Origin of the sequence: Bradyrhizobium sp. 155, assembly GCF_023101105.1 — a bacterium.
Lineage (GTDB): Bacteria > Pseudomonadota > Alphaproteobacteria > Rhizobiales > Xanthobacteraceae > Bradyrhizobium > Bradyrhizobium canariense_D.
This window is the reverse complement of sequence record NZ_CP064704.1, coordinates 5,314,895-5,336,929: the sequence shown is the minus strand read 5'-3', so window position 1 is coordinate 5,336,929 and position 22,035 is coordinate 5,314,895. Positions and strand designations below refer to the sequence as shown.

16 protein-coding genes and 1 pseudogene are annotated in these 22,035 nt (G+C 64.2%); 9 read left to right on the top strand and 8 right to left on the bottom strand.

What is annotated here, in order from left to right:
• Positions 1-51: 51 nt before the first annotated feature.
• The 3 genes from IVA93_RS25905 (at position 52) to IVA93_RS25895 (ending at position 6,377) form a co-directional block, all read left to right on the top strand.
• Positions 52-1,743, top strand: a complete 1,692-nt coding sequence (locus tag IVA93_RS25905) for a methyl-accepting chemotaxis protein (protein WP_247539568.1) — start codon at positions 52-54, stop codon at positions 1,741-1,743.
• 265 nt (positions 1,744-2,008) lie between these two features.
• Positions 2,009-5,188, top strand: coding sequence for an efflux RND transporter permease subunit (locus IVA93_RS25900; RefSeq protein ID WP_247368185.1), 3,180 nt, complete (start codon positions 2,009-2,011; stop codon positions 5,186-5,188).
• A complete protein-coding gene (locus tag IVA93_RS25895; RefSeq protein ID WP_247363463.1) occupies positions 5,175-6,377 on the top strand; it encodes an efflux RND transporter periplasmic adaptor subunit in 1,203 nt (400 codons plus the stop codon). The genes IVA93_RS25900 and IVA93_RS25895 overlap by 14 nt, the downstream gene beginning before the upstream one ends.
• A gap of 108 nt (positions 6,378-6,485) precedes the next feature.
• On the opposite strand, the gene IVA93_RS25890 is transcribed toward IVA93_RS25895, so the two are convergent.
• Positions 6,486-8,003, bottom strand: coding sequence for an acetyl-CoA acetyltransferase (locus tag IVA93_RS25890; protein WP_247363462.1), 1,518 nt, complete (start codon positions 8,001-8,003; stop codon positions 6,486-6,488).
• A gap of 115 nt (positions 8,004-8,118) precedes the next feature.
• On the bottom strand, positions 8,119-9,252 hold the full coding sequence (locus tag IVA93_RS25885; RefSeq protein WP_018456978.1) for a nitronate monooxygenase: 1,134 nt from the start codon (positions 9,250-9,252) through the stop codon (positions 8,119-8,121).
• A gap of 303 nt (positions 9,253-9,555) precedes the next feature.
• On the opposite strand from IVA93_RS25885, the gene yghU reads away from it, so the two are divergent.
• A complete protein-coding gene (yghU, locus tag IVA93_RS25880) occupies positions 9,556-10,437 on the top strand; it encodes a glutathione-dependent disulfide-bond oxidoreductase (protein ID WP_085362319.1) in 882 nt (293 codons plus the stop codon).
• 51 nt (positions 10,438-10,488) lie between these two features.
• Here yghU and IVA93_RS25875 read toward each other — a convergent pair whose 3' ends face one another.
• The 3 genes from IVA93_RS25875 to IVA93_RS25865 all read right to left on the bottom strand — a co-directional run bounded on the left by IVA93_RS25875 (position 10,489) and on the right by IVA93_RS25865 (position 13,311).
• Positions 10,489-11,766 carry an acyl-CoA dehydrogenase family protein gene (locus IVA93_RS25875; RefSeq protein WP_247363461.1) on the bottom strand — a complete coding sequence of 426 codons (1,278 nt, stop codon included), beginning with the start codon at positions 11,764-11,766 and terminating at the stop codon, positions 10,489-10,491.
• 273 nt (positions 11,767-12,039) lie between these two features.
• The gene (locus IVA93_RS25870) at positions 12,040-12,420 is read right to left on the bottom strand and encodes a VOC family protein (RefSeq protein ID WP_247363460.1); all 381 of its coding nucleotides are present in this window, start codon (positions 12,418-12,420) and stop codon (positions 12,040-12,042) included.
• 111 nt (positions 12,421-12,531) lie between these two features.
• Positions 12,532-13,311, bottom strand: coding sequence for an SDR family NAD(P)-dependent oxidoreductase (locus IVA93_RS25865; RefSeq protein ID WP_204510639.1), 780 nt, complete (start codon positions 13,309-13,311; stop codon positions 12,532-12,534).
• A gap of 166 nt (positions 13,312-13,477) precedes the next feature.
• On the opposite strand from IVA93_RS25865, the gene IVA93_RS25860 reads away from it, so the two are divergent.
• Genes IVA93_RS25860 through IVA93_RS25850 form a run of 3 tightly spaced genes read left to right on the top strand, consistent with a single transcriptional unit; the run spans position 13,478 to position 15,629 of the window.
• A complete protein-coding gene (locus IVA93_RS25860) occupies positions 13,478-14,266 on the top strand; it encodes an enoyl-CoA hydratase/isomerase (protein WP_247363459.1) in 789 nt (262 codons plus the stop codon).
• Positions 14,263-15,249, top strand: a complete 987-nt coding sequence (locus tag IVA93_RS25855; protein WP_247363458.1) for a phosphotransferase family protein — start codon at positions 14,263-14,265, stop codon at positions 15,247-15,249. The genes IVA93_RS25860 and IVA93_RS25855 overlap by 4 nt, the downstream gene beginning before the upstream one ends.
• Before the next feature lie 2 nt (positions 15,250-15,251).
• Positions 15,252-15,629: a DUF6285 domain-containing protein gene (locus tag IVA93_RS25850; protein WP_247363457.1), complete on the top strand. Its 378-nt coding sequence runs from the start codon at positions 15,252-15,254 to the stop codon at positions 15,627-15,629.
• Positions 15,630-15,793: 164 nt separating this feature from the next.
• On the opposite strand, the gene IVA93_RS25845 is transcribed toward IVA93_RS25850, so the two are convergent.
• Entirely contained in the window at positions 15,794-16,573 is a 780-nt protein-coding gene (locus tag IVA93_RS25845) for an enoyl-CoA hydratase-related protein (RefSeq protein WP_247363456.1), read from the bottom strand.
• A gap of 209 nt (positions 16,574-16,782) precedes the next feature.
• On the opposite strand from IVA93_RS25845, the gene IVA93_RS25840 reads away from it, so the two are divergent.
• Entirely contained in the window at positions 16,783-18,057 is a 1,275-nt protein-coding gene (locus IVA93_RS25840) for an acyl-CoA dehydrogenase family protein (protein WP_247368180.1), read from the top strand.
• Between the two features lie 178 nt (positions 18,058-18,235).
• Positions 18,236-19,225: pseudogene (locus tag IVA93_RS25835) on the top strand (IS30 family transposase); the annotation flags it as partial.
• 40 nt (positions 19,226-19,265) lie between these two features.
• Here the strand turns inward: IVA93_RS25835 and IVA93_RS25830 are convergent.
• Both IVA93_RS25830 and IVA93_RS25825 read right to left on the bottom strand, forming a co-directional pair.
• Positions 19,266-20,846, bottom strand: a complete 1,581-nt coding sequence (locus tag IVA93_RS25830) for a fatty acid--CoA ligase (protein WP_247371169.1) — start codon at positions 20,844-20,846, stop codon at positions 19,266-19,268.
• Positions 20,847-21,074: 228 nt separating this feature from the next.
• Positions 21,075-21,947, bottom strand: a complete 873-nt coding sequence (locus IVA93_RS25825) for an SDR family oxidoreductase (protein WP_247363452.1) — start codon at positions 21,945-21,947, stop codon at positions 21,075-21,077.
• Between the last annotated feature and the right edge of the window lie 88 nt (positions 21,948-22,035).

Here is a 22,035-nt window from a genome sequence, read left to right as displayed (position 1 = left end):
GATTCGTAAAACTCCGGGCGCGCCACCGCTCCAGCACAAAGAGACTCGTCTATGCTCGCCACCATTTCCATTCGTGCCAAGATCATCAGTGTCGTGGCGTTCCTGCTGGTCGCGATGGCCGGCATGGGCCTGCTCGCCGTCATGAAGATGCGGTCGATGAATGCCAACACCGTCGACATCACCACGAGCTGGATGCCCAGCGTGCGCGTGCTCGGCGACCTGCGTGCCGGCGTGATCACTTACCGCAACGTCATTCGAGAGCACATGCTTCCGGGAACGCTGGACGAGAAGCTCGCGATGGAAAAGACGCTCGCGACCGTGATCGAGGCCAATGCCAAATTCCGCAAAACTTACGAGGACATGATCACCTCGCCTGAAGAACGGGCACTCTACCGTGAATGGTCGAAGCTCTGGGAGGAGTACAAGAAGGGGACCCAGGAGGTCATGGCGCTGTCGCGCAAGGAGGCCGGCAAGGTCCCGCACGAGGCGCATGATCTGAACACCAAGACGGTCAACAAGATCGGGCTTCAGGCCGACGAGGTCCTGCGCAAGGACATCGAGCTCAACACCAAAGGTGGCGACCAGGCCGCGCAGGATGCCGCCAACAGCTACTATTATGCCTTCATGCTGGTCGCGATCATTCTCGGCGCCGCCGTCCTTGTCGGCTCCGGCGTTGGCTTCTACCTGGTCCAGGACGTCTCGAACGGCATCAACTCGATTACCGAGCCGATGCAGGCGCTGGGCAAGGGCGACCTTTCCGCCGAAGTCCCTCATCGCGGTGAGAAGACGGAGATCGGCGCCATGGCCGACGTGCTCCAGATCTTCAAGGAAGCGCTGATCGCCAAAAAGGCCGCCGACGAGGCTGCCGCCGCCGATGCCGAAGCCAAGATCGAGCGCGGCCGCCGCGTCGACAACATTACCCGCGAATTCGAAACGATGATCGGCGAGATCGTCCAGACCGTGTCGTCGGCCTCGACCCAGCTGGAAGCCTCGGCCTCGACGCTGACCTCGACCGCCGACCGCTCCCAGCGGCTGGCGACCACCGTTGCCGGAGCGTCGGAGGAAGCCTCGACCAACGTGCAGTCGGTGGCCTCGGCGACCGAGGAGATGGCCTCGTCCGTCGGCGAGATCAGCCGCCAGGTCCAGGAATCGGCGCGCATGGCGGGCGATGCCGTCGGCCAGGCCCGCGCCACCACCGAACGCGTCAGCGAGCTCTCGAAGGCGGCCTCGCGCATCGGCGACGTCGTCGAGCTCATCAACACCATCGCCGGCCAGACCAACCTTCTGGCGCTGAACGCGACCATCGAAGCCGCACGTGCCGGCGAAGCCGGCCGCGGCTTTGCGGTCGTCGCCTCCGAGGTGAAGGCGCTCGCCGAGCAGACCGCGAAGGCGACCGGTGAGATCGGCCAGCAGATCTCCGGCATCCAGGCGGCGACCAACGACTCGGTCGGCGCCATCAAGGAGATCTCCTCGACCATCGAGCGTCTGTCGGAGATCTCGTCGGCGATCGCCGCGGCCGTGGAAGAGCAGGGCGCGGCAACCCAGGAGATTGCCCGCAATGTCCAGCAGGCGGCGCAGGGCACCCAGCAGGTCTCCTCCAACATCACCGACGTGCAGCGCGGCGCAACCGAGACCGGCACGGCCTCCTCGCAGGTGCTGTCGGCGGCACAGATACTCTCCAACGACTCCGGCCGGCTCAAGACCGAGGTCAGCAAGTTCCTGACCAACGTTCGCGCGGCGTAACTGCGTCCGCACGGCGTAAGCTGAAAATCACGGCATTGTTCGAAAGCGGCGCCTTTGGGCGCCGCTTTTTTTGCGCACATGAAAGCTGTCTCCCGTCATCTTTCGGCGCGAGGTGCATATCTGGAATGCTATTTCGCAGTGCGATAGCAGGGAATTGACCGCTCGTGACGCAGTGCCGTTGGCCATTCGGGCGGTCTTCAGGTAAATCAGCCGAGGAACCCGCGGGGGCGGTGTTTCCTGTCCCTGATCTGGAATTGCCCAACGAATGATTGCTCTGGTCCGTATTGCCCTGAGCCGGCCCTACACGTTTGTCGTGCTCGCGCTCCTGCTCCTGATCATCGGACCGCTGGCGGCGCTGCGGACGCCGACCGACATCTTCCCGGACATCCGCATCCCTGTGATCGGCGTGGTCTGGCAATACACCGGCCTGCCGCCCGATCAGATGTCGGGCCGCATCACCACGCCGTTCCAGCGCGCGCTGACGACAACGGTCAACGACATCGAGCACATCACCGCCAATTCCTATAACGGCTTTGGCATCATCAAGATCTTCTTCCAGCCGAACGTCGACATCCGCACCGCCAACGCGCAGGTCACCGCGATCTCGCAGACGCTGATCAAGCAGATGCCGCCGGGCGCGACGCCCCCTCTGATCCTGAACTACTCCGCCTCCACCGTGCCGATCGTCCAGGTGGCGCTCTCGGGCGATGGCCTCACCGAGCAGAACCTCGCCGATATCGGCATCAACCAGCTCCGTACGCCGTTGGTCACCGTGCCCGGCGCCGCGATCCCGTACCCGTTCGGCGGCAAGCAGCGCCAGGTCCAGATCGACCTCGACCCGACCGCGCTCCAGGCCCGCGGCCTGTCCGGCCAGGACGTCGCCAACGCGCTCGCGGCCCAGAACCTGATCACGCCGGTCGGCACCCAGAAGATCGGGCAGTTCGAATATATCATCCAGCTCAACAACTCGCCGCTGAAGATCGAGGAGCTCGGCAATCTGCCGATCAAGACCGTCAACGGCGCGATGGTCTATGTGCGCGACGTCGCGACCGTCAGGGACGGCAACCCGCCGCAGACCAACATCGTCCATGTCGACGGCAACCGCTCGGTGCTGATGATGGTGCTGAAGGCGGGCGCGACCTCGACGCTCGACATCATCGCGGGCATCAAGCAGAAGGTGATCGACGTCAAGGACCAGCTGCCGGACGCGCTCAAGATCGGCTTCATCGGCGATCAGTCGGTGTTCGTCCGCGGCGCCATCGAAGGCGTCGCGTTCGAGGGCGTGATCGCGGCGCTGCTCACCAGCGTCATGATCCTGCTGTTCCTCGGCAGCTGGCGCTCGACTGTGATCATTGCGGTCTCGATCCCGCTCTCGGTGCTCGGCGCCATCATCATGCTGTCGGCGATCGGGGAGACGCTGAACATCATGACGCTCGGCGGCCTGGCGCTCGCGGTCGGCATCCTCGTCGACGATGCCACGGTCACGATCGAGAACATCAACTACCATCTGGAGCAGGGCAAGCCGGTCGAGCAGTCGATCCTCGACGGCGCCAACCAGATCGTGACGCCGGCCTTCGTCTCGCTGCTCTGCATCTGCATCGTGTTCGTGCCGATGTTCTTCCTCACCGGCGTGGCGCGCTTCCTGTTCGTGCCGATGGCGGAAGCGGTGATGTTCGCGATGATCTGGTCGTTCCTGCTGTCGCGCACGCTGGTGCCGACCATGGCGAACTATTTATTGCAGGCGCATGTCCATCACGAGAACGGTCCGCCGAAGTCGCGCAATCCACTGGTCTGGTTCCAGCGCGGTTTCGAGGCTCGCTTCGAGCGCATTCGCGGCGGCTACCACAATTTCCTCGGGCTCGCGCTCGCGCACCGTCCGGTGTTCGTGATCGGCTTCCTCTGCGTGGTCAGCGCGTCCTTCGCGCTGGTCCCGTTCCTCGGACGCAACTTCTTCCCCGCGGTCGATGCCGGCAACATCCTGATGCACGTCCGCACCCAGGTCGGCACCCGCGTCGAGGAGACAGCGAACCAGCTCGCCGACGTGCAGAAGGCGATCCGCAAGCTGATCCCGGGTGAGATCGAAACGCTGACCGACAACATCGGCATGCCGATCTCCGGCATCAACATGACCTACAACAACACCGGCGTGATCGGCCCGCAGGATGGCGACATCCAGATCAAGCTGAAGGAAGGCCACAAGCCGACCGAAGAGCATGTGCGCGTGCTGCGTGAGCAATTGCCGCGGCTGTTCCCCGGCGTCAGCTTTGCCTTCCTGCCGGCCGACATCGTCAGCCAGATCCTGAACTTCGGCGCGCCGGCGCCGATCGACCTGCAGATCCGCGGCGCCAATATCAGCGCCAACTTCGTTTATGCCAACAATCTGCTGGCCAAGGTTCGCAGGATTCCCGGCGTCGCCGATGCGCGCATCCAGCAGTCACCGAACAATCCGACCTTCAATATCGATGTCGACCGCACCCGCGCGCAGTATGTCGGGCTGACCGAGCGTGACGTCACCAACAGTCTCGTGGTCAACCTTGCCGGCTCCTCGCAGGTGGCGCCGACCTACTACCTCAATCCGGACAACGGCGTATCCTATTCGATCGTGATGCAGACGCCGCAATACCAGATGGATTCGCTCAGCGCGCTTCAGACGTTGCCGATCACGGCGGCCGGCAATTCGCAGTCGCCGATCCTCGGCGGCATCGCCGATATCAAGCGATCGACTTCGAGCGCGGTGGTCTCGCAATACGACATCCAGTCGATGGTGCAGATCTTCGCCACGACCTCGGGCCGCGATCTCGGTGCGGTCGCGACCGACATCCGCCAGGTGATCGCCGACACCGCCAAGGAGGTGCCGAAAGGCTCTTCCGTGGTGCTGCTCGGCCAGGTGCAGACCATGAACAGCGCCTTCACCGGCTTGTTGTTCGGCCTGCTTGGCGCGGTCGTCCTGATCTATTTCCTGATCGTCGTGAACTTCCAGTCCTGGTCCGATCCCTTCGTGATCATCACGGCGTTGCCCGCAGCACTCGCCGGCATCGTCTGGATGCTGTTCGCCACCGAGACGACGCTGTCGGTGCCGGCGCTGACCGGCGCGATCATGTGCATGGGCGTTGCCACCGCCAACAGCGTGCTCGTGATCTCGTTCGCCCGCGAGCGCTACGAAGAGCTCGGCGATCCCATCGCCGCGGCGCTCGAAGCCGGCTTCGTCCGGTTCCGCCCGGTGCTGATGACCGCGCTCGCCATGATCATCGGCATGGCGCCCATGGCGCTGGGGCTCGGCGAGGGCGGCGAGCAGAATGCGCCGCTCGGCCGTGCCGTGATCGGCGGCCTGATCTTTGCAACCTTCGCCACGCTGATGTTCGTTCCCGTGGTGTTCAGTATGGTACACAAGAAGCAAGGCGCCAAAGGCGCCGCCTCCCTGGAGCCCCCGCATGTCGCCCACTGAACCCCGCTCCCCGGTGTCGCACCGGAAACTGGGCATTTTCGGCGTGGTGGCGCTAATCGCGGCCGGCTTGGTCGTGGGCACCGGCATCCGCGCCCGCGAGGAGCAGGGCTCCAAATTGAAGGCATGGACCGATGATCAGGCTGTTCCCAGCGTCGCGGTGACGCTGCCTAATGCCAAGGCTCTCAATGCGACCATCGACTTGCCGGGCCGTCTCGAAGCCTATTATCGCGCGCCGATCTTTGCCCGTGTTCCCGGCTATCTCAAAAGCTGGAGCGCTGACATCGGTGCGCGGGTGAAGGCCGGTCAGGTGATCGCCGAGATCGAGGCGCCCGACCTCGACCAGCAACTGCTTCAGGCCCGCGCCGACCTCGCCAGCCAGCAGTCCAGCGCCAGGCTGTCGGAAGCCACCCTCAACCGCCGCAAGACGCTGGTCGCCTCCAACTTCGTCTCCGCGCAGGAGATCGACGAGCGTACCGCCGATCTCTCCAACAAGAACGCGGCGGTTCGCTCGGGCCAGGCCAACGTCGAGCGCCTCGAAGCGCTGGCCGGTTACAAGAAGATCACCGCTCCGTTTGACGGTGTGGTCACGGCGCGCGACACCGACGTCGGTGCGCTGATCAATTCAGGCGGCGGCTCGGGCCCGGCAATGTTCGTGGTCTCCGACATCACCAAGCTGCGCGTCTACATCAACGTGCCCCAGAACTACGTGCCCGCGATCAAGATCGGCGCCAAGGCCGCCATCGTGCTGCCGGAGTATCCGAACCGGACCTTCCAGGCGACGGTGGAGGCCTCCTCGCAGGCGGTTGACGTCGCCTCCGGCACGACGCGCATGCAGCTCGGTCTCGACAATTCCTCAGGCGAGCTGATGCCCGGCGGCTATGCTAGCGTGAAGCTCAGCCTGCAGCGCGACGCCGCGCCGCTCAGCATTCCCGCCAGTGCGCTGATCTTCAACGGCAGCGGCCTGCGCGTCGCAACCGTCGGTCCGGACGACAAGGTCCTGTTCAAGCCCGTGACCATCGCCCGCGATCTTGGCAAGGAGATCGAGCTCGCCTCGGGAATTGCAGCGGATGACCGCGTCATCACGGCACCACCGGACGGCCTCTCCGACGGCGACCAGGTCCGCGTGACCGGCGCCGGCGCCAAGGGCAAGCCCGCGACGGCGTCGGAGAAGCAGGCGCCGAAGGGGTAGCCTCGGTTTCGTAGGGTGGGCAAAGCGAAGCGTGCCCACCATCTCTCTGCGATCCTAAAAAAGATTGGTGGGCACGGCGCAAGAGCGCCTTTGCCCACCCTACGAGAGCTACGCCACCCTCCATTCCGGCACGCCATCTACCGTCATCGTGATCTCGCCGAGCGAACCCACCGGCGTGCGATCCATGTCGAGCAGATGCGCCAGCGTTGCCGCATCGCTCGCGGGAATTCGCGCCAGCGTGCGCCTATCGTTTTCCGTCCGCAGCATCACCACGCCATGTTCGACCTCGCCGCCGCGGCCGTAGAGCACCGTAAAGCTCTCCACCTTGCCCTTGCCTGAGACATCCGTGACGAACTCCGGCACCGCGCGCTTGTTGCTGTCCGCCGCCGCCTGCACGCTCGTCTCCTGTGCCAATGCTTCACGCGGCGGCGCCTTCGACACCACCAGCGCATGATGCTTGGTGACGAAGCCGCCCTGGCCGTAGAGCAGGCCGAGCTTTGCGCCGTCCCGCACACGCCGCACCATCGCGCAGGCCGCATGGGTCATGTAAGTGTTGAGCGGCGCGCCGAAGAAGGTGAGGCCGCCTGTTACGGTCGGCTGCACGTCCGCACCTAGACCCAGCGTCCGCCGCGCCATCTTGGGCACGCACGGAAAGCAGCTATAGAGCTCGAGCGCGTCGAACGTCTTGCTGTCACCGCCGGCGAGATCCATCACGGCCTTCAAAACGGCGTTCTGCGGATGGCTCTCGTAAAAGTGGTCGCGCAAGAGATAGTCGCGCGGCTCCTCGGCCGAGGCGCCGCCGAGCGGATAGACCAGTCTGTCATCGGCGATGCCGGCCGCACGCGCTTTGGCGAGGCTGGTCAGCAGCAGCGCGCCGCCCATGTTGACGCTCGGGTTGGCAACCATGAGCTTGTTGTAAGGCCACGCGATGAGACGGTTGTCCGCGGTGGGCGTCGTGATTTCGTCAGGCGTATAGCGCCGCTTCAGCCAGGCGTTGGGATTCTGCGCGGCGGCCTCGGAATAGCGTGACCATAGTGTACCCGACTCTGCCATCGCCTCGCGCGGCGTCTGTCCCCAATGGGCGGACGATGCCGCTTCGTAGAACGGATAGACGGTGACGGGGCGGAACACGCCGAGCTTCACGGCCAGCGGCTTCTGGAACGCCGCGCCGCGCTTCGGCTCCTCGACGTCATGGGCGAACGGGGTCCATGGCAGCTTTGCCCCGGCGCGCTCCGCCTTGGTCGCCGTCGACTGTGCCTCCGCGCCGCAAACCGCGGCGACGCTGCATTCGCCGCGCGCAATGCGCTTTGCTGCCTCGTGGATGTAGCGGATCGGGCTCTCGCCGCCGACCGGGCCGTAATAGCAATGCGAAGGCGTGATGCCGAGCCGTTGCGCCAGCAGCTGCTCCGGATCGCGATAGCGCCAGCTCAGGAAGTTGACGATATCGAGCGATTGCACCTCGTCGAGCAGCTTTGCGCCGGCATCTGCTTCCGCGCGCCGCAGCGCCTGTTCGAGCAGGTCGAGCGGCTCGAGGCCATCGGTGACCTCCTTGGGACGGTCGACGATCTCGCCGACGCCGACGATGACGGGGATGCGGTCTTCGGGGGTATGCTTCTTATCTGTCATGCTTCAATTCACGATGTCAGTTTTTTGTCATTGCGCGCGTAGCGAAGCAATCAGGGTCTTTCCGCGATGGTAGTCTGGATTGCTTCGCTGCGCTCGCAATGACGGTGTGTGGCAATCACTCCGCCACCAGCGCATTCATGTGCTCGACGGCTTCGGCAAACTCTTCCTTGAACTCCTGCACCACCGCACCGGCCGACTTCACGCTGTCGATCAGCCCGACGCCCTGGCCGACGAAGTAACTCACGAGATCGCGCGCCTTGGCGTTGCCGCCCGCCGCGGCGCGGTCGATCGAGTTGAAGGCGTCGCGGCTGACGATACTTTGCAGCGGCATCGGCAATGCGCCGGGGCTCTCGGCTGCGCGGTCCCAGGCGTCGGTCCAGACCGAACGAAGTTGCCGTGCCGGCTTTCCAGTGCGGCCCTTAGAGCGCACCGCATCGCGCGACGATGCCGCGATCATCTTCTCGCGAAAGATCTCCGTGGTCTCGGACTCGACGGTCGCAAGCCACACCGAGCCGGTCCAGGCGCCCGCGGCACCCATCGCCATGCAGGCCGCCATCTGTCGTCCCGTCATGATGCCGCCGGCCGCCAGCACCGGCACGTCGCGGATATTCTTGATCGCCTTGATCACCTCGGGCACCAGCACCATGGTCGAGACCTCGCCGCAATGGCCGCCAGCTTCGGTGCCCTGGACCACGAGGATATCGACGCCGGCCGCGACCTGGCGCAGCGCGTGCTCCTTGGCGCCGACCAGGGCCGCGACCGGCACGCCGTGCTTCCTGCCCATCTCGATCATGGCCTTCGGCGGCACGCCGAGCGCATTGGCGATCAGGCGGATCGGGTGGTTGAACGAGACCTCCAGCAGCTCCAGCGCGGTCCTGCCATCGAACGGCTGCGGCTGGTTGTCGGCGACCTCGGTGGTCGTGAGTTCGATGTCGTATTTCTTCAGGAGATTGCGCGTGTAGTTGCGGTGCTCCTGTGGCACGCGCGCCTCAAGGCTCTTCCAGGTGACGTCCTTCTCGCCCGCAGTCGAGATGTTTTCGGGGATCAGCACGTCGACGCCGTAAGGCTTGCCGTCAACGTGCTTGTCGATCCATCTCAGCTCGCGTTCGAGCGTATCCGGCGTGTGCACGGTCGCACCTAACACGCCAAACCCACCGGCGCGGCTGACAGCCGCGACGACATCGCGGCAATGGCTGAAGGCGAGCAGCGGGAAATCGATGCCCAGCATGTCGCAGATCGGCGATTTCATCGTTCTCTCCCGGCGGCCTCGCGTTGCTGTTGTCGCAATCTTGAGCGAAGGCTCATCGACGCTAGACCATCGTCTTGCGCTATGCCAATCCGGATTTGGCGGCGCATCTTGCGTGCACACGCCGTGTTGCGCGAAGCCGTACGCCCGGCTCGACAGATGCGGCTTCTCGTGATGGCCGTCCTCGGCAACGTCGGACGCATGACGCGGTCGCGAGGCCCGCGCCGGACGCAGGGCCGGCAGGGCTTGCCATCCGCCGTCCGCGGGCTAATTAATGCAGACGCATCTTTTTGCCGGAGCCCTCGCATGACCGACACCCCCGCCTACGTGCCGCCCAAGGTCTGGACCTGGAACAAGGAGAACGGCGGACAGTTCGCCAGCATCAACCGCCCGATCGCCGGTCCCACCCATGACAAGGAGCTGCCGGTCGGCAAGCATCCCTTCCAGCTCTATTCGCTGGCGACGCCGAACGGCGTCAAGGTCACCGTGATGCTGGAGGAGCTTCTGGCGCTCGGCCACAAGGGCGCGGAATACGACGCTTGGCTGATCAGAATCGGTAACGGCGACCAGTTCGGCAGCGGCTTTGTCGACATCAATCCGAATTCCAAGATCCCGGCGCTGATGGACCGCTCCGGCCCGGAGCCGATCCGGGTGTTCGAGTCCGGCTCTATCCTGTTCTACCTCGCCGAAAAGTTCGGCGCCTTCCTGCCGAAGGACATCAAGAGCCGCACTGAAGCGATGTCGTGGCTGTTCTGGCAGATGGGCAGCGCGCCCTATCTCGGCGGCGGCTTCGGCCATTTCTACGCTTACGCGCCGACCAAGATCGAATATGCCATCGACCGTTTCGCGATGGAAACCAAGCGCCAGCTCGACGTGCTCGACCGCCGGCTCGCCGACAACGAATATCTCGCCGGCAGCGAATACACCATCGCCGACATGGCGGTGTGGCCCTGGTACGGCGCGCTCGCCAAGGGGCTGGTCTACGGCGCCGGCGAATTCCTGTCCGTGCAGGACTACAAGCACGTGCAGCGCTGGACCGACCAGATCGCCAAGCGCCCGGCCGTCAAGCGCGGCCGCATGGTCAACCGTGTCTCCGGAGATCCCGCCAGCCAGCTTCACGAGCGGCATGACGCCAGCGATTTCGAGACCAAGACGCAGGACAAGATCGGCGAGGTGGCCGCGTCGTAGTCCTTCATCCCAACCTTCTCCCCGCAAGTGGGGAGAGGGGGAAGAAGGACCTCACGCCATGCTCAGCTCGTGGCGTCCCACCACCATCCAATGCACCTCGTCCGGGCCGTCCGCGAAACGGAGATGGCGGACGTCCTGGTACATTTCGGCGAGCGGGGTCCAGTGCGAGATACCGGTGGCGCCGTGCATCTGGATCGACTGGTCGATGATCTTGCAGGCGCGCTCTGGCACCATGGCCTTAACCATGGAGACCCAGACGCGGGCCTCCTTGTTGCCGAGCACGTCCATGGCCTTGGCGGCCTTCAGCACCATCAGCCGCATCGCCTCGATCTCGCAGCGCGCCTGCGCGATGATCTGCATATTGCCGCCGAGATGGGCGATCTTCTTGCCGAAGGCTTCGCGGGTGAGGCCACGCTGCACCATCAAATCGAGCGCCTTCTCGGCCTTGCCGATAGTGCGCATGCAGTGATGGATGCGGCCCGGGCCTAGCCGAAGCTGCGAGATCTCGAAGCCGCGGCCTTCGCCGAGCAGAATGTTCTCCTTGGGCACGCGCACGTTGTTGAAGCGCATGTGCATGTGGCCGCGCGGCGCGTGGTCCTGGCCGAACACGTACATGGGACCGAGCACCTCGACGCCGGGCGTGTCGCGCGGCACCAGAATCTGCGACTGCTGCTTGCTCGGCGCCGCGTCCGGATTGGTCTTCACCATTACGATGAGGATCTTGCAGCGGGGATCGCCGACGCCGGAGATGTAATATTTCTCGCCGTTGATGACCCATTCGTCGCCGACGAGCTTGGCGCTGGTCGAGATGTTCTTGGCATCGGAGGAGGCGACGTTCGGCTCGGTCATGACATAGGCGGAGCGGATCTCGCCGTTCATCAGCGGCTTCAGCCACTTCTCCTTCTGCTCCTTGGTGCCGACGCGCTCCAGCACCTCCATGTTGCCGGTATCAGGCGCCGAACAGTTCATGCTCTCCGATGCCAGTGGGCTCTTGCCGAGCTCGGATGCGATATAGGCGTAGTCGAGATTCTTCAGGCCCTGGCCGGTCTCGTCGTCGGGCAGGAAGAAGTTCCAGAGGCCTTCCTGCTTGGCCTTGTTCTTGGCCTTCTCCAGCACCTCGAGCTGCTTCGGCGTGAAGCTCCAGCGATCCTCTTTGCCTTCGCCGGCCTTGGCGAATTCGGTCGACATCGGCTCGACGGTGTCGCGGATGAACTTCCTGACGTGATCGTAGAGCGGCCGGATCTGGTCCGACATCCTGAGGTCGTTGAGCTCGTCGCCGGGATTGAGGGTGTAGTTGGTGGTGCGGGGAATATAGGTGTGTTTTGTCATTGTTCCTCCCGGGGTCGCTGAGATCGCGTTGCGCCGGAGAATAGTCGCAGCGTCGCCAAAGTGCGAGCGCGCATTTTTTCCAACGCGAGCCATGCCATGCGATGGAATATCGCGGACGTTTGAAATGTTGTTTGAATGGGCGGCATTCTCGCTGTCATCGCCCGACTTGATCGGGCGATCCAGTACTCCGAGGCGTATGTGATCTATCGAGAAGCTGCGGCGTACTGGATGCCCCGGTCAAGCCGGGGCATGACAGCGGTGGTTGCGGCCGGCCTAGCTTGCCATCCGGTGCATCGCGCAGATCTTGTTGCCGTCGAGGTCACGCAAATAGGCAATATAGAGGTTGACGCCCGGGCCTTGACGGATACCAGGAGGATCTTCGCAAGGAACGCCGCCGGCGGCGATGCCGGCCGTATGCCATGCATTGACCTGTTCCGGCGAGTTGGCGGCAAAGCCGATGGTGCCGCCATTCGCAGGCGTCGCCGCTTCGCCGTTGATCGGCTTTGTGACCGAGAACACGCCGGTCTTGGTAATGTAGAAGATGCGATGGCCGTCGACCCGCGCCGGCCGCACCTCGAGCGTGGACAGCAAATTGTCGTAGAACGTCTTGGCCTTGTCGAGGTCGTTGGTGCCGATCATCACGTGTGAAAACATTTGCCGTTCCCCTCATTATGATTTGTAGCCCGGATGGAGCGAAGCGTAATCCGGGTCTTGTTTGCTTTTGGCGGTCCCGGATTGCGCTGCGCTCCATCCGGGCTACGAGAATCAGAACGCCGTATAACCGCCGTCGATCACGAACGTATCCGCCGTGTGGTACGACGAGGCCTTGCTCATCAGATACACCGCGATGCCGCCGAAGTCGCTGGCCTCGCCGAAGCGCCGCACCGGAATTCGCGGCATCACGTTGGCGACGAATTTCTCGTTGGCCATCAGGCCCGAGGTCATGTCGCTCTTGATCCAGCCCGGCAGGATCGCGTTCGCGGTGACGCCGTGACGCGCCAGCTCGACGCCGAGCGCACGCACCAGCGCGTTGATCGCGGCCTTGGTCGCGGCATAGTGCTCGTTGCGCGCGGTGCCGAAGATCGAGGCGAGGCTCGAAGTCGCCACCAGCCGGCCGAAGCGATCGCCGGCCTCGGCGCGCGCGGTCATGTGTTTTGCGGCAGCCTGGAACGCGTGGAACACGCCGTCGAGATTGGTCGCAAACATCGTGCGCCATTCTTCCTCGGTGCGTTCGATAAAGGAGCGCCGGCCGCCGCCGCCGATGCCGGCATTGGCGAAGCAGCCGTCGACCCGGCCGAATGTGTCGAGCGTGGCCTTCATCGCGGCGTTGACCGAGGTCGGGTCGGTGACGTCGCAGACCCGCGTGTCGACCTTGCCTGATAGCCCGGCCAGGCTCGCGGCAGCGGCCTTGTTCTTGTCAGCATTCCGGCCCCAGATCGAGACGTTGCAGCCCTGGCCGGCGAGCGCCTGCGCGATGCCCAGCCCGATGCCGCCATTGCCGCCGGTGATCACGGCGACGCGTCCCGAAAGGTCGAAAAGGTTCATGGCGCGTTTCCTGTTTTTTGCTTCGTGCGCATCAGCCGCTGCGCGCAAGATTGCTTGCTATGCTCCGATCACCATGGACAAGACCGCGCCAAAAATCAAATATGCGCCCCGGCAAAAGCAATTCCGGTCTGCGAAACTGGTGCAGGCCGCAACTCACGAGGAAACCATGCAGTTCAAACACGTCACGCTCGATCTCGATGGTTCGGTCGCGATCCTCAAGCTCGACCATCAGGAGGTGATGAACGCGGTCTCCGTGGACATGCTGGGCGGTCTCTCAGAAGCGCTCGACACGATCGAGGAGAAGAAGGACGAGGTGCGCTGCGTGGTGCTGACGGGCGCAGGGCGGGCGTTCTGCACCGGGGCGAATCTCCAGGGCCGCAACAACCAGTCGAAGAAGACCAAGGCCGGCCTGACGCTCGAGACCGGCTTCCATCCCTTCCTGCGCCGCATCCGCAATCTGCATTGCCCGATCGTGACCGCGGTCAACGGCCCGGCGGCCGGCGCCGGCATGAGCTTCGCGCTGCTCGGCGACATGATCCTGTGCGCGCGCTCGTCCTATTTCCTGCAAGCGTTCCGCCGCATCGGTCTGGTGCCGGATTGCGGCTCGACCTGGCTCTTGCCGCGGCTGATCGGCAAGGCACGCTCGATCGAATTGTCGTTGATGGGCGAGCGGCTCCCGCCCGATAAGGCGCTGGAATGGGGCCTTGTGAATCGCGTCTATGATGACGGCGTGCTGATGGAGGAGGCGATGAAGCTTGCGCGCGACCTCGCCAGCGGCCCGACGGTCGCGCTGTCGCTGATCCGCAAGCTGTACTGGGACAGCCCGGAGAATTCCTTCGAGGATCAGCTCAATCTCGAATTTCAGTGCCAGCTCCGTGCCGGCGACACGGATGATTTCCGCGAAGGTGTTGGCGCCTTCCTGGAGAAGCGTCCGGCGCAGTTCAAGGGCAAATGATCGAGGCTGAGCTTTCCCGCAGCGTTGCGCGCTGGTGCGAGGGGGCGACCGGCGTGACCGGCGCGGCCAAGCTGTCCGGCGGCGCCAGCCAGGAGACCTGGCGCTTCGACATCGTGCATCCCGACGGGCCGATCGGTGCGATCCTGCGCCGCTCGCCGAAGGGGTATGGCGCGGCGCCGACGCGCGCGGCAGGTCTCGACGCGGAAGCGCAGCTGATGCAGCTTGCCTATGAGGCCGGCGTGCCGTCGCCGCGCGTGATGCATGTGCTCACGCCGGACGACGATCTCGGCACCGGCTTCATCATGCAGCGGGTCGAGGGCGAAACCATCGCGCGCAAGATTCTGCGCGACGACGAGTTTGCGGCGGCGCGGCCGCGTCTCGCACGGCAGATCGGCGGCGTGCTCGCGAAGCTGCACGGGCTGCCGCGGGACAAATTGCCCGAGCTGCGCAGCCGGTCCGCGACGGAGGAGATCTCTGAGTTCGAACGCGATTATCGCAGCCTGGACTGGCCCAAACCCGTCTTCGAGCTGGCGCTGCGCTGGCTCCGCGACCACGATCCGGGCCCTTCGGCCGAGACGACGCTGGTGCATGGCGATTTCCGCAACGGCAATCTCATCATTGGCGCCGACGGCGTGCGCGCGGTGCTGGACTGGGAGCTCGCCCATCTCGGCGATCCCATGGAGGATCTCGGCTGGGTCTGCGTCAACTCCTGGCGCTTTGGCGAGATCGACAAGCCGGTCGGCGGCTTTGGCTCGCGTCAGGAGCTGTTTACCGGCTATGAGGCGGCTGGGCGCAAGGTCGATCCATCGCGTGTCAAATTCTGGGAAGTGATGGGCACGCTGCGCTGGGGCATCATGTGCGGCGGCATGATGCAGCGCTTTCGCGAAAGTCCGGACCATTCGATGGAACGCGCCATGATCGGCCGTCGCGCTTCCGAGACCGAGATCGATCTGTTGCGGCTGCTGGCGCCGCGGGGGAGTTGACCATGCAGGACGAGCCGACCCCGATCGAGCTGACGAAGTCGGTCGCCGATTTCCTCCGCAACGACATCGCGCCGCTGATCTCCGGCCACCAGGCCTTCAAGCTGCGCGTGGCCATCAACATCCTCGATCTCGTGACAAGGCAGTTGACGCGGGAGGAGGGGAGCGACGCCGCGGAGGTGGAGCGGCTGCGTGCTCTGCTCGGCACCGACGGCTCGGTGACCGATCTCAACCGCGCACTCGCCGAGCGCATCGCCAAGGGCGAGGTCGATCTGGCAACGCCGGGCCTTGCCGAGCATCTGTGGGCGACGACCATGGACAAGCTTGCGGTGGATCAGCCGAATTACGCGTCGTACAAACGCGAACTCTCGCGTGGCGGGTAGGCGGTACTACACTCTCTGCTGTCATCGCCCGCGAAGGCGGGCGATCCAGTATTCCAGAGACGGCATTGATTGAGCCGAGAAGCCGCGGCGTACTGGATGCCCCGGTCAAGCCGGGGCATGACACCGGTGGTGTTGGGAGTCGTGACTGGCGGAGAGAGACCGCCCTACTTCCCCACCCATTTCGGCGGCCGCTTCTCCGCAAACGCCTTCGGTCCCTCGATGTAATCCTGCGAGGCCACCATCGCCTTCACCGCCGGATAGTCCCGCTGCTCCTCGATCGCCTGCTCCAGCGACACGCCGAGGCCCTTCTGGATCGCCTGCTTCGAGGCGCGGATCGACATCGGCGAATTCTTGGTGATCATCTCGGCCCAGCGCAGCGCGGCCGTGAGCGCCTCGCCCTGCGGCACCACCTCGTTGACGAAGCCGAGTTCGAGACCCTCCTTGGCGCTGACATGGCGCGCGGTGAGGATCATGCCCATGGCGCGCTTGAGTCCGATCTGCCGCGGCAGCCGATGCAGCCCTCCGGCGAGTGCGGCCAGCCCCACGCGGGGCTCGGGCAGGGCGAAGGTCGCGTTCTCCGAGGCGATGATGAGGTCGCAGGCGAGCGCGATCTCGAAACCGCCGCCCATGGCGACGCCGTTGACCGCGGCGATGATCGGCTTGTCGCAGTCGAAGCGCGCAGTGAGGCCGGCAAAGCCGCCCTTGTCCCAGCCGCGCTTGCCGCCGGCCGCCTGCCACTTCAGATCGTTGCCGGCGCAGAACGCCTTATCGCCGCTACCGGTGACGACCGCGATCCATTGCTCGGGGTCGGCGGAGAAATCGTCAAATACCTTTTGCAGCTCGAAATGCGCGTCGGTGTGCAGCGCGTTGTAGACCTCGGGCCGCGACAGCGTCACGATCGTGATCGGCCCCTTGCGTTCCACCTTGGAAAATTTCAGCTCCATCGCGCGCTCCCGCAGTTTCTCGTGAAGGAATATTGCCGGAATACTACCGCGCCTCCGCGCTGGAGCACCATCGAATTGCGCAATGCGCCTTGCGCATCCGGCACGCCTCCCATTGCTTGACTTGGCGGCGCTCTTCTCACCTTAATCGTGCGAAGCAAAGCTGCGCCCAGCGCCTTAACGCAAACGAAAAAATCATCCGGGAGAGAGCCGTGGATTTCTCGCTGCCTGCCGATCTCGTCGCCTATCTCGCAGAGCTCGACCTTTTCATCGAACGCGAGATCAAGCCGCTGGAGGCGGTCGACGATAACATCCGCTTCTTCGATCACCGCCGCGAATGGGCGCGCACCGATTTCGAGAATGGCGGCCTGCCGCGCCACGAATGGGAGGCGCTGCTGCGCAAGGCCAAGGATCTCGCAGACGCCGCCGGTCATTTGCGTTTTGCGGTGCCGAAGCAATATGGCGGCAAGAATGGCTCCAACCTCTGGATGGCGGTCATCCGCGAGCACTTTGCCGCCAAGGGGCTCGGCCTGCACAACGACCTCCAGAACGAGCATTCCATCGTCGGCAACTTCCCCGTCGCCACCATGCTCGATCGCTACGGACGCGACGACCAGAAGGCGATGATCGACGGCTCGATCAAGGGCAAGTACCGCATCACCTTCGGCCTGACCGAGCCAAATCACGGCTCCGACGCCACCCATATGGAAGCGCGCGCGGTGCCCGCGACCCGTGACAACGTCAAGGGCTGGATCATCAACGGCGAGAAGATGTGGACGACCGGCATGCACGTCGCCACGCATTGCGCGCTGTTCGCGCGCACGTCAGGCAATGACGGCGATGCCCGCGGCATCACCTGCTTCCTGGTGCCGGCCACGAGCCATGGCGTGAAGATCGAAGAGTATATGTGGACCTTCAACATGCCGACCGATCATCCCCGCGTCAGCTTTACGGACGTGTTCGTGCCGGAGGATGCGCTGTTCGGCGAGGACGGTCGCGGCCTGTCGCTGGCGCAATGTTTTGTCCATCAAAACCGCATCCGGCAGGCAGCGAGTTCGTTGGGGGCAGCGGTCTACTGCATCAACGAGAGCGTGAAGTATGCGCGCGAGCGAAAACCGTTCGGCAAGGCGCTGGCCGAGAACCAGGCGATCCAATTCCCGCTGGTCGAGCTTGCGACGCAGGCCGAGATGCTGCGCCTGTTGATCCGCAAGACCGCCTGGGAAATGGACAAGCTCACCGAGGAGCAGATCGAGCGCACGCTCTCCGACCGCGTCTCGATGTGCAACTACTGGGCAAACCGCCTGTGTTGCGAGTCTGCCGACCGCGCCATGCAGGTTCACGGCGGCATGGGCTATTCACGCCACAAGCCGTTCGAGCACATTTACCGCCATCACCGCCGCTATCGCATCACCGAGGGCAGCGAGGAGATCCAGATCCGCAAGGTAGCGGGATTTTTGTTCGGCTATATGGGGCCGGGGAAGCATTGAGGGATTGTTGCGCGCAGTCTCTCCCCGGAGTCGTCCCGGCGAAGGCCGGGACCCATTACCCCACGGAGAAGTCGTTGCGCGAGACGGCAACTCCGAGTTTTCGCAAAACCCAATCCTGTGGCTATGGGTCCCCTGAGTTCACAAACGAAGTGCAACACTTCCATCTGGAGGTGTTGCCATGGGGCGGACTTACAAACAGCTCTCCCTTGACGATCGATGCGAGATTGCCCGCCTTTCGGCCAATGGCGGCTCGGTCGGGCAAATCGCGGCAGCTTTGGATCGGCCGCCATCAACGATCTCTCGGGAGCTGAGGCGGAACCGTGGCAGGCAAGTCGGCTACAAGCCAAGCTATGCTCAGCAGCAGACCCGGGCGCGGCGCTGGAAGGGCTCTCGCCTCGAGCGGGACGCCAGCTTGCGCCGCGAGGTCTTGGCAGGCTTGAGCCGCGGTTGGTCACCCGAACAGGTCGCAGGCAGGCTGGCCCGGGAACGTGGCCGTAGGGTGATCTCCTGCGAGAGCATCTACCGCTTCATCTACGCCCAGATCACACGCACGACGGACTTCACCTGGCGGCGCTATCTGCCTCGAGGCAAGAGCAAGCGAGGCCACCGCGGCAAACGAGGCGGGAGCCCCGCAAGCTTCATCGAAGGCCGTGTTTCGCTGGCAGAACGGCCTGCCGAGGTCGCCGATCGCAAAGTCCCGGGCCACTGGGAAGCCGATCTGATGATGTTCTCCAAATACCGGCAGGCCATCCTGGCCGTCCACGAGCGAACCTCGCGCCTGCTGCTCGCCGTTCCCATCGAACGCAAGTTCGCCGCCGGTATCGCTAGCCATCTCGTACGCCTGTTCAAAGCCGTACCGGAGGCACTGCGCCGTACCGTCACCTTCGACAACGGCACCGAGTTCGCCGCCCACCTTTCCTTGCAGAGCCTCTTGATGAAGACCTTCTTCTGCGACCCGCACGCGCCGTGGCAAAAGGGCGGCATCGAGAACGCCATCGGCCGCTTGCGCCGCTTCATCCCCCGAAAGACCGACCTCGAAAAGCTCCCAACCAGGCGCTTCCGTCAGTCCATTGCCGCCTACAACAACACCCCGCGCAAATGCCTTGACTTCAGAACCCCGGCAGAGGCCTTCTCCTCTCAACTGTTGCACTTCGAGTGTGAATCCACCTCCCGGCCTTCGCCGGGACGACGATGTGGCTGGAGTGGTGCTAATTCACCCTTCTATCCTTCCCCGCCCAATACGGCTCCCGCAACTGCCGTCGCAAAATCTTGCCTGAGGAATTGCGCGGCAGCGCCGGCAAAAACTCCACGCTCTTCGGCGTCTTGAAGCCGGCGATGCGCTCGCGCGTGAAGTTGATGATGTCGGTGGCGGTCGCCTGCTTCCCGGGCTTCATCACCACAACGGCCTTCACCGCCTCGCCCCATTTGTCGTCGGGTATGCCGATCACGGCAGCTTCCGCGACGTCGGGATGATCGCACAGCGCGCTCTCGACCTCGGCCGGGTAGATGTTTTCGCCCCCGGAGATGATCATGTCCTTGATGCGGTCGTGGATGTAGAGATAACCGTCTTCGTCCATGTAGCCGGCATCACCCGTGCGCAGCCAGCCGTCGCCGCGCAGCGTCGCGGCGGTCGCTTCCGGCAGGTTCCAGTAGCCGGCCATGTTGGAGCCCGAGCGCGTCGCGATCTCGCCGACCTCGCGCGGCGGCAGCGGCTTGCCGTCAACGTCTAGGATCGCGATCTCGACGCCCGGCAGCGCCTTGCCGGCCGAGCGCATCCGCTCCAAGCCCTCGATATGATCCTCCGGCGGCAGCGCGACGATGGTGCCGGTGGTCTCGGTCATGCCGTACATTTGCACGAACCCGCATTTGAAGATCTCGATGCATTCCTTCAGCAGCGCCGCCGGTATCGGCGAGGCGCCGTACAGCATGTATTTCAACCGGGAGAAATCGACAGTCCTCGCGCGCGGCTGCCGCACCACGAACTGCATCGCCGCCGGCACCATGAACAGCTTTGTGATGCCGGACTGCTCGAAGAAATCCAGCACCTTGGTCGGATCGAACTCGCGCGCGATCACGCCGCGGGCGCCGTGGTAGAGCCCCATCACGCCCCAGCCGGAGCCGCCGATATGGAAGATCGGCATCGCGACCAGCGACACGTCGTCGGTCGACCATCGGTTCCACTCCGGCTTGTCCTCGGCATTGCCTGTTTGCACCAGGTTGAGGAAGTTCGCATGCGACAGCATCGCGCCCTTCGGCTTGCCTGTCGTACCCGAGGTATAGAGCTGGATCGCGATGTCCTTAGTGTCGATCGGCACCTTGGGATCGTCGCCACTCTGTGCATCGCGCCAGGCTGTAAAATCCTGCCATTCCGGCGCGCCGCCTTCGGTGGTGATGACGCTGCGCACGCCCGGCAACTGGTCCTTGATCTGGCGGACCTGGGTGATGAACTCGGGTCCCACGAACAACACCGGCGCTTTGCAGTCGCTCACGATGAAGGCGACCTCGGGGCCCGCGAGCCGCCAGTTCACGGGCGCCATCACCACGCCGGCCTTCATGGCACCCATCAGCAGCTCGAAATAGATGTCACTGTTCTTGCCGAGATAGGCGATGCGCTCGCCCTTGTTCACACCCATCGCGATCAGCGCATTGGCGACGCGATTCGTCTTGATGTCGAACTCGGCGAAGCTGGTGACACGACCTTCGAACTCGAAGGCGATGGCATTGCCGCGGCTCTTGGCGCGCTCGCGCACCATGTCGGCGAGGTCAGCCAATGGCTGTGTGGTGGACATGTCTCTCCCGTGACGTCTTGTTCTTATGCCGCGGAGTGTGGCGTCATCCGCGGGCGAAGACAAGATGGGAGAGGGTACGCCATGGCTTCAGCGTCGTCGTCTTGGCGAAAGCCAGGACCCATAGCCACAAGACGCAATTTGGCGAAGACTGGCCATGGCCAATCTTCGCCAAAGAACATTCGGTGATAATGGGTCCTGGCTTTCGCCAGGACGACTACGGAGAGAGCCTCAGCCCCGCTTCGCACGGTCCTTTTCATTCTGCGCCATGATGCTCTCGCGCGCGGTTTTCCAGTCGTCGTCGCTCCAGTCGCGGAGCTGGTAGAAATTGCCGCCCATCGCGAGCGCCTGGGCGCCGTCCATGGCGATGGTCTCGCCGCTGATCCAGTCGCAGCCGCCGGAGATCAGGAACACGGCGACGTTCTGCAATTCCTCCATGGTGCCGACGCGGCCCATCGGGTTCATCGCCTTGGTGCGCGCGCCGGCTTCGTCGCCGGGCTTGATGCGCTTGCTCATGCCCTCGGTCGGGATCTCGCCCGGCGCGATGGTGTTCAGCCGGATGCCGTAGCGGCCCCATTCGGTCGCGAGCGACATCGTCATGGCATGGATCGCCGACTTGCTCATCGCCGACGGCACCACGTAAGGCGATCCGTTGCGCACCCAGGTCGTGGTGATCGAGACGACGTTGCCGGGCTGCTTCAACGCGATCCAGCGCTTGCCGACCGCCTGCGTCACGTAAAACGTGCCGTGCATGACGATGTTGGCGACGGCGTCAAAGCCGCGCGGCGACAGCTCCTCGCTGCGCGAGATGAAATTGCCGGCGGCGTTGTTGATGAGGTCGGTGAGGGGGCCGTCGCGAAAGATGGTCTCGATCATCTCCTCGACCGCGAGCGCGTTGCGGATGTCGACGCCGTGGCTGGTGACGCGGCCGCCATGCTCGGCCATCAGCTCGGTCGCGGTCTCGTCGCAGACGATCTTGCGCCGGCCGCAGATGTGCACTTCCGCGCCGAGCTGGAGAAAGCACGCCGCCATCGACTTGCCGAGCCCGGTGCCGCCGCCGGTCACGAGGATGCGCCGCCCCGCCAGAAGATTTTCCTTGAACATGGCTGTTTCCCCCGTCGCGATTGTCGGTTAATTGATCGATTGACTAAATCCGGCCGCCGGCTTCCTGTAAAGCGGCACCGAACAAGAA

What these genes read in the sequence shown, in the direction of transcription:
- IVA93_RS25905 (WP_247539568.1), top strand. Translation starts at nt 52, where the DNA reads ATGCTCGCCACCATTTCCATTCGTGCCAAGATCATCAGTGTCGTGGCG.
- IVA93_RS25900 (WP_247368185.1), top strand. Translation starts at nt 2,009, where the DNA reads ATGATTGCTCTGGTCCGTATTGCCCTGAGCCGGCCCTACACGTTTGTC.
- IVA93_RS25895 (WP_247363463.1), top strand. Translation starts at nt 5,175, where the DNA reads ATGTCGCCCACTGAACCCCGCTCCCCGGTGTCGCACCGGAAACTGGGC.
- IVA93_RS25890 (WP_247363462.1), bottom strand. Translation starts at nt 8,003, where the DNA reads ATGACAGATAAGAAGCATACCCCCGAAGACCGCATCCCCGTCATCGTC.
- IVA93_RS25885 (WP_018456978.1), bottom strand. Translation starts at nt 9,252, where the DNA reads ATGAAATCGCCGATCTGCGACATGCTGGGCATCGATTTCCCGCTGCTC.
- yghU (WP_085362319.1), top strand. Translation starts at nt 9,556, where the DNA reads ATGACCGACACCCCCGCCTACGTGCCGCCCAAGGTCTGGACCTGGAAC.
- IVA93_RS25875 (WP_247363461.1), bottom strand. Translation starts at nt 11,766, where the DNA reads ATGACAAAACACACCTATATTCCCCGCACCACCAACTACACCCTCAAT.
- IVA93_RS25870 (WP_247363460.1), bottom strand. Translation starts at nt 12,420, where the DNA reads ATGTTTTCACACGTGATGATCGGCACCAACGACCTCGACAAGGCCAAG.
- IVA93_RS25865 (WP_204510639.1), bottom strand. Translation starts at nt 13,311, where the DNA reads ATGAACCTTTTCGACCTTTCGGGACGCGTCGCCGTGATCACCGGCGGC.
- IVA93_RS25860 (WP_247363459.1), top strand. Translation starts at nt 13,478, where the DNA reads ATGCAGTTCAAACACGTCACGCTCGATCTCGATGGTTCGGTCGCGATC.
- IVA93_RS25855 (WP_247363458.1), top strand. Translation starts at nt 14,263, where the DNA reads ATGATCGAGGCTGAGCTTTCCCGCAGCGTTGCGCGCTGGTGCGAGGGG.
- IVA93_RS25850 (WP_247363457.1), top strand. Translation starts at nt 15,252, where the DNA reads ATGCAGGACGAGCCGACCCCGATCGAGCTGACGAAGTCGGTCGCCGAT.
- IVA93_RS25845 (WP_247363456.1), bottom strand. Translation starts at nt 16,573, where the DNA reads ATGGAGCTGAAATTTTCCAAGGTGGAACGCAAGGGGCCGATCACGATC.
- IVA93_RS25830 (WP_247371169.1), bottom strand. Translation starts at nt 20,846, where the DNA reads ATGTCCACCACACAGCCATTGGCTGACCTCGCCGACATGGTGCGCGAG.
- IVA93_RS25825 (WP_247363452.1), bottom strand. Translation starts at nt 21,947, where the DNA reads ATGTTCAAGGAAAATCTTCTGGCGGGGCGGCGCATCCTCGTGACCGGC.